This is a genomic window from Planosporangium spinosum (assembly GCF_049999945.1).
Taxonomy (GTDB): Bacteria; Actinomycetota; Actinomycetes; order Mycobacteriales; family Micromonosporaceae; genus Planosporangium; species Planosporangium spinosum.
Window position 1 is genome coordinate 302,974 of sequence record NZ_JBLYUB010000005.1, and the last position, 12,332, is coordinate 315,305.

Below are 12,332 nucleotides of genomic sequence, written 5' to 3' on the forward strand. Positions count from 1 at the left end.
GCAGGTAGGGAAGGTCGCAGGTGTGCTGCTGCCGGCCCTGGCAGAAGTAGTAGAAGTACAGCTCACCGGTGTGACTCTTGCCCCGCATGATCATTAGGCGACGGTGGCAACGGTGACACCACACGGTGCCCTTGAGGTAGTGGTTGTGGTTGCGCTCCCGGGTGCCACCGGCGCGGCGAGCGGCGAGCATCTGTTGCACCCGATCGAACACCTCAGGGGAGACGAGCGGCTCGTGCCGCCCCGGGTACTCCCGGCCCCGGTAGGTGACGTAGCCGAGGTAGTAGCGGTCGCGCAGCAGGTTGCCCAGTGAGTTGATCGAGATCGGCGTCCCGGCCGGGTAGCGGCGTGTCGGCCGGGTGCGCAGCCCCGCGTCCGTCAGCGCCTCGATCAGCGCATGGAACCCGTACGTGCCGGTGGCGTACAGCTCGAACGCCATCCGGACCAGCGGGCCACGCTCCGGGTCGACCGCCACGGTCCGGACCTCGCGCCCCTCGAACGTCTCCCGCACGTTGAGGTAGCCGATCGGCGCGCGGCCGACGGACCCACCCCGCATGATCTTCTGGCCCATCTTGTACGCGATGTCGGCGCCCGACGCCCGGGACTGGTACTCGTTGACGCCGTCCAGCACGGTCGCGACGAGGTCACCGATCGCGCTGTCCTCGGTGTAGTCCATGATCGAGATAAGCGTGACGCCGGCTCGGCGTAGGTCCCGCTTGGTGATCGCGGCGTCGATGCTGTTGCGGTGCAGCCGTGACCGGGCGTACACGAGCACGTAGTCGATGCTCTGCTCGGCCTTGAGGCGGGCCATCATCTCCTGGAACACCGGCCGCCCGTCAACCGAGGTCGCTGAGCGGCCCGGCTCGACGAACTCGGCGACGATGTCGGCGCCCAGCTCGGCGGCGCGGCGTTGGATCGCCGAACGCTGGGCGGGCAGCGAGATGCCCTCGGGGTCGTAGTCGGTGTTGACCTGACCGGCCGACGAGACGCGCAGGTAGCTGAAGGCGCGCTTGCGGGCGGTGCTCGTCGGCCGGTCGTGGTGGCGCGTGCTGGGCGCCATGTCGTTCCTCCGTCAGGTGTTGTCGGGATGCGTGCGCTGTCGGGTGATCTCTTCGGCGATGAGGACCAGGGCTTGGACGAGGAGGTCCTCGTCCACCCGGATTCGGCGCCGGGTCCGTGGGGTGACGCGTGTCCTGCGCCTCGTCATGTCGCTTCGGTGGCGGTCGGTTTCGTGGGCGCCTCCTTTCTGCTCGTGGCGTGGCGGGCGCGCGTTCCGCGCGGACGTCCGTCCGTCGTCCGTCCGCGCGTGTTACGGCGCAGACGCGCGCGAGTGGACGGACGTCCGCGCGGACGCGGACGGGCTCGGCTACGCACCGGGGGAGTGGTGGGCGTCGGTGGCGCGCCACCGGCCCCGGCTGACCTGATGTGCCTGGACGTCGGCGGGGTGCGCCTGGATGCGGTCGTAGATCCATGTGCGCCTCATTCCGGTGAGCTTCATGAGTTCGGGGATGGACAGGCCGGTGTCCGGGGCGGCCCGGAGCGCGTCCCACAGGATCCGCTCCGGGTCGTCCTGGTCGTGGGGTCCGGTGATCGCCTCCGGCTCGTCGGCGGCCTCGATCGCGGTCGAGGAGAGCCGGTCGAGGGCGGGCCGGGTCTCGGCGTACCGGGCGGTGGTCGCGCGTACGTCGTCGTCGGTGACGAGGTACGCGCGGGCGCGACGGGGATCGGACAGCCCCTCGGCCGACACGAGGAACTTGCCGGGAGCGTCGAGCGTGTGCGCGAGCCAGCCGGCCGCGACCATGCCCTGACCGAGGACGAGATCCGCGTCCCGGCGCTCCCGGACCCGCAGACAGACCCGTACGTCCATCTGTGAGCGCACGGCGCCCTTGCCCATCGCCTGTTGGGTCGGTCGCTGGGTGGCGGCGAGCAGTGTCACCGCTACGGCACGGCCGCGCCGGGCGACGGAGTCGGCGAACTCGACGGCGGCTGGTGCGTTCTCGGCCAGCTCGGCGTACTCGTCGATCACGATCACCAGGGCCGGTGCGTGGGACTCCGGTACCCATAGCCGCGCCGCGTCCTCACCCATCGCCCGAGCGCGCGCCTCAAGTACCCGGACCGCGTCGCGCAGCAGCGCCGTCGCCTCGTCCGGGGTCGTGGCGAGCCGGGCCAGGCAGGGCGCCCACGGGCGCAGCTCCATGCCGCCCTTGAGGTCGATGCCCCACAGCACGGCGTCCTGGCACGCGGCAAGGTTGCCGACGAGAACGTTGAGCACTCCGCTCTTGCCCGATCCCGCGATACCGCCGACGAGCACGTGCCGGCGCAGGATCGGTACCCGGACGTCGGTCCCGTCCTCGAACACGCCGAGCGGGACAGGCTCGGCCACCGACCCGATCGCCGGCCCCGCCCACGGCACCGCCTCGGCGTGCGGATCCGCGGCGAGCACCCGCAGCAGGAACCGGCCGGCGTGGGCCGGGTCCGCCTCCACCCGGACCGCGCCGGGACGGGTGCCGAGACCGGACTCGATCGCGGGGACCCGGGCCACCGCGTCGGCCACCGTCTGGCCACCGCGCAGCGCCACCCGGGCGCGCCAGCCCCACACGTCCACCACGGCCGACAGGACGCGGGAACCGGCGAGCCCGGCCGCCTCGGCCAGCTCGGGCCACGCCTGGATGGTCCGGTCGACCCGGACCCGGGCCCGGCGGCGCCGGTGCGCCCACCAGGGCACACCGGCCGCCACCGTGGCGAGTAACAGAGCGGGTTGCAGCGGGTCGTGTGCGGGGCCGAGCGCCGTCGCGGCCGCGAGCCAGCCACCGGCCAGGGCCGTCGTGACGGCGGCATACCGGCGTTCCTCGCGCCGGTCGACGCCCCAGGGCGCACCGTGCGTCAGCGCGAGCAGCGCGGCGGCGCCGGTCGTGGCGAGCAGCCATGGCCACGTACCGGGGTGGGCGTGGTGCAGCCACAGCGCGCCGAGGTCGAGCGTGGCCGCCGTCGCGGGCGGCGCCAGCTCCGAGCGGTACCGGAACAGCAGCCGCCCGGCCGCCGCGAGTGATTTGAGCAGACGCGGTTCGTCGGTCACCAGCATCAGGGGCTGAGCGTTGTGGTTGCGCCAGCGGCGGTGCCGACGTCCGTAGGCCCTCACCGGTCACCGTCCGCGAGGCTGTCGGGAGCGTGAGCGGACACCTCGTCGCGTAGGTATGACAGGGGATCGGCTTCGCCGTCGCGCTCGGCGGCGAGCGTCGCGTACGCGGCGGCGAGCAGGTTGGCGAACTCGGTACGGGCCCAGGTGAGCAGCGAGGCGAGGCGTTCGACCTCGGCGAGGAGTACGGGGATGTCGGCGACGGCGGTCCAGATCGCGAGCGGGGTCCGGCGGTCGAGAGCGGTGCGCAGGTGGTGTCGGACGGCCTCCTCATCGAGGGTCGGGTGTGGTGCTTTCGGTGTCGACGTCATGCGGTGGGGCGGACCTCCTTTCGTTGGGAGACAAGGGTTCGGGCGCGCGTTGGCGGTGCCGGTCACAGGTGCAGGTGGGAGATGAAACGGGCCACCGAGTGCAGGCCGTCGTTGATGTAGGGCGCCAGCGACGAAGTCGCCAACAGGTACCCGAAGAGCGCGCAGACGGCGGCCTGCCACAGCGGCAGGCGGGCGTACCGCCAGAGCAGGTAGACCAGGAGGCCGGCGACCAGCGCGGCCGATACCGAGAGGATCACCGGCGGCCCCTTTCCTGATCGGGGCGCTCGTGTCGCCGGGTGCCTTGCTTGCGGCGTTGCCAGCGATTCCGGGCGGAACACTTGCGGCACAGCGTCGAGCGGTCGTCGTCCAGTCCGGCTCCGCAGAGGCAGCGGGGATCGTTGGCCGGATTGCGACAGGCGGTGATGACGTACCTCCTTCCGTGGGGAGCCACGCCACCCGCGTCAGCGACCGACCGCCTATCTGCACATGTACATCATGTTCAGATTCTCGGCTGTTGGCTACGGCGATCAAATTCGGATCTCGGCGGGTGTAGCGGCTCGGCTTTGTCGGCGCGGCCTGCGCCGATGCCATTGAGAGTGCGGCAACCACACGGGACGTGGTCAGGGCATGGCTGGACGTATCGAAGATGTCTCGCCTATCGTGAGCCTCTGGCCGGGACGTCCTACCTTGAGATGACGATGCCGAACGATCGCCTGCGCACCACACTGCTTGAGCGGGGCATCACCCCAGCCGAACTCGCCGCAGCACTCGACGTCGATCCGAAGAGCGTGGAACGCTGGATTGGTGGCCGGATACCGTACCGGCGGCACCGGTACGCGGTCGCGGCGCATCTCGGGGTCGACGAGGCGTACCTCTGGCCGGACGCCCTGACCCGTGACCAGGTCGCCAACGCCTCCGAAAGCGAGATCGTCAACATCTACCCGCACCGGTGGACGGTTCCGTCGGACCTGTGGCGCAACTTCTTCGACAACGCCGAGCGCGAGATCGGCGTGCTGGTGTACAGCGGTCTGTTCCTGGCCGAGGACGCGGGAGTGCAGCGCGTCTTCCGCAAGAAGGTCGACGCCGGGGCGAGGATCCGCATCCTGCTCGGAAACCCGGACTGCGAGTCGGTCGCGCAACGCGGCGCGGACGAGGGCATCGGCGACACGATGGCGGGAAAGATCAGGAACGCCCTCGTGCTGTACGCGCCGCTGCGTGAGATCGACGGCGTCGAGTTCCGGCTGCACGACACCGTGCTCTACAACTCGATCTACCGGGCCGACGATCAGGTACTGGTCAACACGCATATCTACCAGTTCCCGGCGTCGCAGGCCCCGGTGCTGCACCTGCGCCGCATCGCCGGCGGTGACATGGTGACGACGTACCTGGAGAGCTTCGACCGCGTCTGGAACGGCGCGACCCCGCTGGAGTGAGAGAGACGACCATGGGACGACGCATCGACTACTTCGACGACCCGAACGCCCCGAAGGCCAACAGCGTCGTCCCGTCCGCCAACGTCGTCGTCGTCAACGACGCGGGCGAGGTACTGCTGATCTGCCGCACGGACAACGACAACTGGGCATTGCCGGGCGGCGCGATGGACCTCGGCGAGTCGCTGCCGGGTGCCGCGGTACGGGAAACCCTCGAAGAGACCGGCGTGCAGGTCGAGATCACCGGCCTCGTCGGGATCTACACCGACCCGCGCCACGTCATCCTCTACACCAGCAACGGCGAGGCGCGTCAGGAGTTCTCGGTCGTCTTCACCGCGCGGCCGGTGGGCGGGGAGCCGACGCCGAGCGATGAGTCCCGCGAGGTCCACTGGGTATCACCGGACCGGATCCCGGCGCTTCAGATGGACCGCTCGATGCGGATGCGGATCGAGCACTACCTGAGCGGAGACGGGACACCCCACCTTGGGTAGCGCGAGTGACTGGGTCAGCGCGGGCGCGGATGTCTTCTCCGCCGTCGGCACGGTGGGCGCCTTCACGACCGGGTTCGTGCTGTTGCGGCGAGAACACCGGCGGGAGGCAGACCGCTCCGAGGACGAGCGACGCGCCCAGGCTGCCCGCATCAGCGCTTGGGTCGAGATGTACGTGCGGACCGACGGGCGCAAGGAACTGGCGTTCCACATCCACAACGCCAGCGACATGCCGATCTACGAGGTCGAGCTGCCGCTGCCGGGGAAGTCGGACGGCGACGGCGTGGAGTTCGTCGGGCTCGTACCACCGGGGCAGACGATCCGGCGTGCGGCGCCGCAGGAGTGGCTACGGACGTACGCCGAGCCCGAGCCGGTGGAGATCGAGTTTCTGGACAGCGCAGGGCGGCGCTGGGGCAGGGACGAACAGGGCCGTCTACGGCAGGTAGGGCAGGTAGCTGTTTAGCGTCTCCGTCACGGGTTCGCGGGGGATGAAGCGAGTAGGGCGCCGATCTTTCGCTCTACGTCGAGGATGCGCGGACGCGCCTCCCGCATCGACAGGTTGACGACAGTGCCCTCTTCGTACCGGGAGAAGATCTCGTCCAGCCTTTCCGTGACGCTCGTGATACCCCCGTCGGGGCTGGTCGTCATGTCGCAGTACGTGAGCGCGTCGAGGATCGGGCCGCTGGGCTCGGGAAACTCGGTCGTCAGCTCGTGTAGCAGGTTGCGGTTCCGGGCCTCGATGACCGCGCAGGAGTGGTTGGCGACCAGGGCGCAGAGAGCGTCGTCGGCTCGTTCGACGTCGCGCAGGTAGCGGGCGCCGTCGAGGGGATGGAAACCGGTCTTGACGAGATCGGGGGCATAGCCGATGTCGTGCAGCCAGGCAGCGCAGATCAACAGCTCGGTGTCTTCGCCCGCGATGCTGGCGATGGACTCTGCCCGGTGGCCCACGCCCTGCGTGTGCGCCCATCGGCGAGGCAGGGGCTCGGCGAGCAGACGCCGGGCGAGGTCGCGGGCCCAGGGGAGACGTTCCACCCGTCCGAGCGTAGCGACGTTGTCGATCAACGGCGCTTTACGAACCTGCCCTTGCCGTGTACCGCATCGACCAGCCCGGCGCCCTCCAGCTCGACGAGGGCATGCCGGGCGGTTCCCCGAGCGACGCCGTACCGCTCGGCGAGCGCCGCCTCGCTCGGCACCGCGTCGCCCGGTCGCAGTTCGCCGCGCTCGATCATCGCTCTTAGCTCGGCTGCCATGCGGCGGTACTGCGGAATGGGCTTCGCTGGGTTTTCGCCCGGCGTCGCGATCGTCCGACCCCGCCCGGGGATCGTGGAGATGAGTCCGTCTCGGGCGAGTTGCTCCAGGGCGCGGCGGAGCGTGTTGCGGGCAACGCTGTACTCGGAGCACAGGGCAGCCTCTGAGGGGAGAGGAGAGCCGGGGGCGAACTCGCCACCCTCGATGCGTGCGCGTAGCGCCGTGGCGATGCTCTTGTACGCGCCCCATGACGTCGCCCGTGTGCCCACCGGCCTCCGCCTCTCCCTGCTCTACCAGAGCCTGAGGGTAGTGCGGGGAGGGATCCAACGGTGATGCGGACGGCCGTCGAGGCGGTCAGTCGCCGGGCAGCGTGACCCCGGCGCGGGCCGCCTGCTCGATGACGTGAGCCAGCCGGGTTGCAACGGTGGGCAAGATTCTGTCGAGGATGACGACCGGCAGACCGTTGCGGCTCACAGCGTTTCCCAGCAACGGGAACTCGCGTCCGACATCGAATCCGACGTCTTCTAGCGCCAACGCCAAGCGGTCCGCTGCCTGCTGTGCCGTCCCGTCGTCCTCCGACCGCTGCGGCGGCTCATGTCCTGTCATGGCTTGCTGACCTCCGCGCTATCCGGCCAGTTCATCAAGCACAGCCTCGACGCGTGACGGCTGATTCAGTACCGCATCGGAGGGACGTCTTGGGACTTCTTGGCTACGCTGGCATCGACGGCAACCGAGACGAGGTGCCCGTGAGACATCCGCTTGCCCGCGCCCTCAACGGCATCGGCATGGACGCGACCGACGTCGCGGCGCGGCTCGGCGTCGACCCGAAGACGGTCCAGCGGTGGATGGGTGGACGTGTGCCGTATCCGCGGCATCGGGCCGCCCTGGTCGCGCTCACGGGGTGGGAGGAGCGGGACCTGTGGCCGGCCGCGGCCTGGAGCGCCTCGCCCGATCCAGGTGGCCAAGAGATCGTCCTCACCTACCCGCATCGGTCCGCCGTACCTGTGGACGCGTGGCGGCATCTGTTCGAGCGAGCCGAGCGGGAGGTCGGGATCCTTGCCTACAGCGCCCTGTTCCTTGCCGAGGATGTAGCGGTACAACGTCTGCTGCGGGACAAGGCCCGGGCAGGGGTACGGGTACGGATCGCGCTCGGCGACGCCGAGGGGGAGCACGTCACGCGGCGCGGCGTGGACGAGGGGATCGATCAGGTGGTGGCGGCGCGGATTCGGAACGCGATCCTGTTGTTCCGGCCGTTGGCGGACGAGCGCAATGTCCAACTGCGGCTGCACGACACCGTGCTCTACAACTCGTTCTACCGGGCAGACGACGCTCTCATCGTCAACACTCATGTGTACGGCTGTCCGGCCTCGTACGCCCCGGTCTTCCACTTGCGCCGCCGATACGACGACGGTGCAGCGGCAATCTACCTTGACTCATTTGAACGAGCCTGGAGGACCGCGTACGAGCCTCGGCCTGAGTGCCGGGCTCACGAATCTTCGTGAGGATCTTCTGCGCGGCATCAAGGCGGCCGAACCGGGCCGCACGCGCCGCCGATCGGGCGCCTGGTCGCCGCTGCCGCTGTCGCTCCGCAGCGACCAGGCCCACGCCCATCGGCTGGCGCGAACAGAGCAAAGCCTCGGGGCCGCCGAAGCACGGACAGCGCCGAGGGCTCTAGTGAGGTCGATGGACCGGCAGCTGGCCGGCGGGGAGCTGGTGCGCGGCGTGGCGGCCACGCCACGCCGTAGCGCGGGTTGGGCGCCGCGGTGGTCGGGCTCTTGCCTCCGGCGGGGGCGCTCCGGCCCCGGGATGGCCGGGGCTCCGTGCGGCCGTCGCGTTGGGTGGGTGGTTGTGCGTGCCATCCCGCCCGCCGTCAACCCGGGCGAGCCGAGCAGACCACCGCCCGGACCGCCAGCGCCCGTACGCACGTCACGGTCAGTTCGACGTGGCGGCCCGGGCGGCGGCCTGCTCCCCGGAGGGCGGGTCGACGGCGGACGGGATGGCTAGGGATTGTGAACGTAGTCCCCAATCAATGCACCTTCAGCGCCGGCGGCGGGAGGAATTGATGGCGAAGTCGAAATCGTCGTCGTCGTCTTCTTCTTCCTCTTCGAACCAGTGCTCCCTTGCTGCAACCTCAAGAGCTGGAGGGTATTTGAGCTTCTTTCGGAGGACGATACCGGTGGCAGCCCCAACGAGAAGGGTCGGAATTTCCCATGGGTCATCCAAGATTAGTCGTGATATCTCGTATCGACGGCTTGCTGAGCCTCTGATGTCTGAACCGTAGGGAACGTCGCCCTCCGCGAGTTGTGCATCCCTGAAATATTGCACAATCCTTTTGGGGGGAATTGATTCAGCTTGGGGAGATACTAGCCACTCCAAGCAAAGATCTGCGACGAATGGGCTCTCCATCCGGTTAAGGAGGTGAGGCACTAGGTCGCCTCCGCGTGGAAGGCGGTACGCGATGACCGTTAATGTGTCTGCCGACAACTTTAGACTTACGTTATCCGAAGCTCCAGACCTCGGCTCTACGATCAGTCTTCGCCTATACGAGGAAATCGAGCTTAAGACAACTTGGCGCATGTCGGTCGAGAGAGAATTAATTGCCTCGTCAAAAACATCGCCGAGTTGCACCAGGCATCCGCTTTTGGTCCACAATGCAGTGGCTAGGCACCAAACGCCGACATCGTATTCATCGGTAGCGGACAGTCGCTGCTCCCGCCACCATGTCGGGTCGCCAGACAATCGCTTGGCATATCGAATCCGAACGGGGAGCGGCACGGCATTATCGAGTAGACTTTCTCCGCCCCGACCTCGCTCCGCCGAGTTGCGGATCGCGCCAGCAATAACGCCAAGTTCTGCCGATGTCCACGTCCGTCCAAAAGCTGCATCTATAGAGGAAACGGCCTCAACCCAGGGTGCCAGAGCGACGTGTATTTGCTGGTTAAGCAAGCCAGAAAAGATGCGCCCCACTTCTCGAATGGAATTGATTGTCGGACTCGTAGATGGTTTGGAAGGGGAGGTCAGGCGCGAATACAGTTGCTCCGCCGAAGCATATCCATAACCCCTCAACTCATCCAGCCAACTCTGTGGACTAGTGACCCAAGCCGTAAAATAGGTCACCGAATCCATCCCGCCCGGGGTCAGGCCTTTTCCGAACATGCCAGGATACTTCAGCCAGTCGGAAAAGACATCGCCGACTACTGCGTCTGGGAGATCATCAATCGGAGCTCTTCCCTGTATCAGGAACGATGGTAACAATGGGCGCCAAGGAGCTTCCTTGTTGCTTGCAAGCGCAAGGCATTGCGCGTAACTAAGTCCGCGCGGAACCCCCAACCACGAACCGATCACGAACCAGTTCGACCGTTCTTCTTCGGGCTTCGCCTGAAATTCGGTGTACCATTTTCCTGCAAGGCTTTCTAGGGGGCTATTGGCCGCGAGTAAGCGGCAGATAGACGCCGTCCTTTCAGTTTGCTCTGCCTTCAAGATTAGGTCCCAACAGATTTCCGTCAGGTGTTCGGCCCCCCCACCTGGGGGAAGGGCAAGAACTTCGCCTTCGTTCGAGCGCGCCAAGTCAAGGTAGCCGGCGGCTGCCCACGCCAAGCCGATCTCGTCAAACACCGTGCGGACCACTTTGCGAGTAGCTCTTGGGGACTGGCTAAATACCCAGTCTTGCAACAGGGCAACAGCAAGGCTTCGCGCAAATGGTCGTCCTCGCTGGCTGGGGTCATCCATGAGGTCGCAGAGGCGGTCTGCTAGGTCGGCCAGCTCACCCTTATTGAAGCATCCGGCTAAGAAGCGCGTGACGTTAAACCAGTACGGATTAGGGGCTATCCCATCGAAGCGGTCCGCCTTCGTTCCCGGTTTCTCTCGTCCTGTTGGTGACGGCGGCGCAGTATCATTTAAGTGCCTCGCGGCGAAGTACTCCTGTAGAGGTTGAACTTCAAATTCGTACTGACCCTGCACCCTCGATACCAGCGCGCCGAAGCGCTCAACCATCCCGGCGAGGAGCGAGTCAATGAGATCGTGCGGTTGCTTTTCTTTGGTCAGGTAGTCACGTAGCAGCCACTTTAGTCGGTCGTGCCTGATTCTTCCGCTTCTCCTTTCCTTCTCCGCAATGGAGTGAAGGTGAAATCCTAAGAAGCGATGAATGTCGAATAACAGGTCGCGGTTATCCCGAACTACGGCACTCTTTTCGGACTCGCGGTCCAGGAAGATGTCGAAGTAGGCATTGTATAGCTCCGTTCTTTTGTCCGGCAGGCTAGCACCGCGTCGCTGTACCAAGCTCAGCAGGATAGACAACTGCATCGTATTCTTGGCCAGTTGTGCGATGTGGGGGGCGCGCATTTTGTCGCGCAGCGTGCGAGGAAGGCGCTTTCGATCGGACTCGTCAAGTCGCCGAGCCTGTGCCCATTTGTCGGCGTAATCGAGTGCCAGCATCTCGTCCAGTGGTGCGAGTGCCATATGTAGGAAGCTCTCGACGGGAAAAGTCGGCGATCCCTCAATTGCTGTGGGTCGACTCGTGACGACGACTTGAGGGATGATCAAGTTTCCCTCAAATCGAGTAAGCGTTTCACAGACTGCGGATATCACCAATGCGCGGTCTTCGGGGTCGGCTACTTCATCGAGCGCATCGAGAAGAAGTACCGTCGGAGTAGTTTGAAGAATGCGGTGAAGATCAGTAACATCGAAAGTCAATCCACCGGAGTACCGCTCAACATGGGCCGCGAGGGCCCCCTCAAGCGAGCGCGGCTTCCCGTGGCGCACTGTATCCTGTGAGTCAGGATCCCAGGGATCGATGCCTTTCATCCAAGCTGCTAGGTCTCGGAGTTCGATCCTGAATGGTATAGCAAGTGGTGCTTGGCGATGACGCGCAGGATAGCGTTCGACTTCGTACTTCTTATTCAGAATTCGAGCTCGTTGTAGCTGAGCAAGGTATTGTGTAAGTGTCGATTTGCCTTGGCCTGGTGCTCCTTCTAGCACTACAAAGGGGAACTGCGGAATGAACTCTGGAGCAGTGAGCAAATCCGCTCCGCCTATAGCGGCGAGGACGAATGTCCCTGCGTTGGATCGAACTAAGAAGTCGCCGTTTGATGTTCGTACTAGTTCGCGCCTTGCGTTCCCGCCCAACCGCGCACTATTCGGACGACTCTGAAGTGATCTCCTGAGGGCTTGCCGAAACACGGCTCGCGATCGGACTACGTCTTTCTTTGCCGAGCGCCTAACTGTCGCGGGTACATCGATGTACAGATCTAGGAGCGATTTCGAAACAAGTTCCACCTGTTTGAAACGCAGTGTGGAGTCTTCTCCATAGAAATATGATAGATATGCGCTAAGGGCGGATTGGCGCCGCCCTTCTGCATCTCCGTTAGCGGCTCGCTCCCATAGCAAGCGAATAATGTCGGCACCTTTTAGGACGGCCGGGTACCGAAGTTTCAGGTCGTACGCATTCTCCAGGCGGCGGTCTAGGTCGTTCCTCCACCAGCAGGTCGCTGGAATGGCAAGGTTGCTGTTCATGTGCTCTTGGATGCGGTCCATCTGACCAACGTCCAGATGTGAACTGCCCTGGACGTTCGTCATGAGAACGAACCGCTGCGCGCCTCGGGCTGCTAGCCGCTCAACCTTTTCCTTCTCGCCGTCTATTGCGTTGCAAATCCAGGCTACCGGGTCATCTAGCTTCGCTGGCTCTCGGCAGAACTTTACCTGAAAGATAACGGAGCCTTTGAGC

General features: G+C 65.7%; 12 protein-coding genes and 2 pseudogenes. 4 read left to right on the forward strand and 10 right to left on the reverse strand.

The window, feature by feature from the left end; all coding sequences use genetic code 11:
• Nucleotides 1-22 precede the first annotated feature (22 nt).
• The 5 genes and pseudogenes from ACNTMW_RS09885 to ACNTMW_RS09905 all read right to left on the reverse strand — a co-directional run.
• Nucleotides 23-1,057, reverse strand: a pseudogene (locus ACNTMW_RS09885) (recombinase family protein); the annotation flags it as partial.
• A gap of 12 nt (nt 1,058-1,069) precedes the next feature.
• Nucleotides 1,070-1,204, reverse strand: coding sequence for a hypothetical protein (locus ACNTMW_RS09890; protein WP_426633120.1), 135 nt, complete (start codon nt 1,202-1,204; stop codon nt 1,070-1,072).
• A gap of 159 nt (nt 1,205-1,363) precedes the next feature.
• Nucleotides 1,364-3,136, reverse strand: a complete 1,773-nt coding sequence (locus ACNTMW_RS09895) for an FtsK/SpoIIIE domain-containing protein (protein ID WP_426633121.1) — start codon at nt 3,134-3,136, stop codon at nt 1,364-1,366.
• Entirely contained in the window at nt 3,133-3,444 is a 312-nt protein-coding gene (locus ACNTMW_RS09900) for a hypothetical protein (RefSeq protein WP_426633122.1), read from the reverse strand. The genes ACNTMW_RS09895 and ACNTMW_RS09900 overlap by 4 nt, the downstream gene beginning before the upstream one ends.
• Before the next feature lie 62 nt (nt 3,445-3,506).
• A complete protein-coding gene (locus tag ACNTMW_RS09905; RefSeq protein ID WP_426633123.1) occupies nt 3,507-3,701 on the reverse strand; it encodes a hypothetical protein in 195 nt (64 codons plus the stop codon).
• Nucleotides 3,702-4,142: 441 nt separating this feature from the next.
• Here ACNTMW_RS09905 and ACNTMW_RS09910 point away from each other — a divergent pair, with 441 nt between their 5' ends.
• From ACNTMW_RS09910 to ACNTMW_RS09920, 3 genes are read left to right on the forward strand one after another with little or no spacing between them, the layout of a single operon-like run.
• Nucleotides 4,143-4,877 (forward strand): XRE family transcriptional regulator, encoded by a 735-nt coding sequence (locus ACNTMW_RS09910; RefSeq protein ID WP_426633124.1) that lies wholly within the window; start codon nt 4,143-4,145, stop codon nt 4,875-4,877.
• Nucleotides 4,878-4,888: 11 nt separating this feature from the next.
• A complete protein-coding gene (locus tag ACNTMW_RS09915; protein ID WP_426633125.1) occupies nt 4,889-5,365 on the forward strand; it encodes an NUDIX domain-containing protein in 477 nt (158 codons plus the stop codon).
• Nucleotides 5,358-5,825 (forward strand): hypothetical protein, encoded by a 468-nt coding sequence (locus tag ACNTMW_RS09920; protein ID WP_426633126.1) that lies wholly within the window; start codon nt 5,358-5,360, stop codon nt 5,823-5,825. The genes ACNTMW_RS09915 and ACNTMW_RS09920 overlap by 8 nt, the downstream gene beginning before the upstream one ends.
• Before the next feature lie 8 nt (nt 5,826-5,833).
• On the opposite strand, the gene ACNTMW_RS09925 is transcribed toward ACNTMW_RS09920, so the two are convergent.
• The 4 genes and pseudogenes from ACNTMW_RS09925 to ACNTMW_RS09940 all read right to left on the reverse strand — a co-directional run bounded on the left by ACNTMW_RS09925 (nt 5,834) and on the right by ACNTMW_RS09940 (nt 7,216).
• Nucleotides 5,834-6,394 carry an HD domain-containing protein gene (locus ACNTMW_RS09925; protein ID WP_426633127.1) on the reverse strand — a complete coding sequence of 187 codons (561 nt, stop codon included), beginning with the start codon at nt 6,392-6,394 and terminating at the stop codon, nt 5,834-5,836.
• A 26-nt stretch (nt 6,395-6,420) separates the two neighbouring features.
• Entirely contained in the window at nt 6,421-6,612 is a 192-nt protein-coding gene (locus tag ACNTMW_RS09930; protein ID WP_426633169.1) for a GntR family transcriptional regulator, read from the reverse strand.
• Nucleotides 6,613-6,678: 66 nt separating this feature from the next.
• Nucleotides 6,679-6,879: pseudogene (locus ACNTMW_RS09935) on the reverse strand (GntR family transcriptional regulator); the annotation flags it as partial.
• Nucleotides 6,880-6,964: 85 nt separating this feature from the next.
• Nucleotides 6,965-7,216, reverse strand: coding sequence for a hypothetical protein (locus ACNTMW_RS09940; RefSeq protein ID WP_426633128.1), 252 nt, complete (start codon nt 7,214-7,216; stop codon nt 6,965-6,967).
• An 89-nt stretch (nt 7,217-7,305) separates the two neighbouring features.
• Between ACNTMW_RS09940 and ACNTMW_RS09945 the strand changes: the two genes are divergently transcribed.
• The gene (locus tag ACNTMW_RS09945; protein WP_426633129.1) at nt 7,306-8,112 is read left to right on the forward strand and encodes an XRE family transcriptional regulator; all 807 of its coding nucleotides are present in this window, start codon (nt 7,306-7,308) and stop codon (nt 8,110-8,112) included.
• A gap of 535 nt (nt 8,113-8,647) precedes the next feature.
• Here ACNTMW_RS09945 and ACNTMW_RS09950 read toward each other — a convergent pair.
• On the reverse strand, nt 8,648-11,302 hold the full coding sequence (locus tag ACNTMW_RS09950) for an NACHT domain-containing protein (protein ID WP_426633130.1): 2,655 nt from the start codon (nt 11,300-11,302) through the stop codon (nt 8,648-8,650).
• Nucleotides 11,303-12,332 lie beyond the last annotated feature (1,030 nt).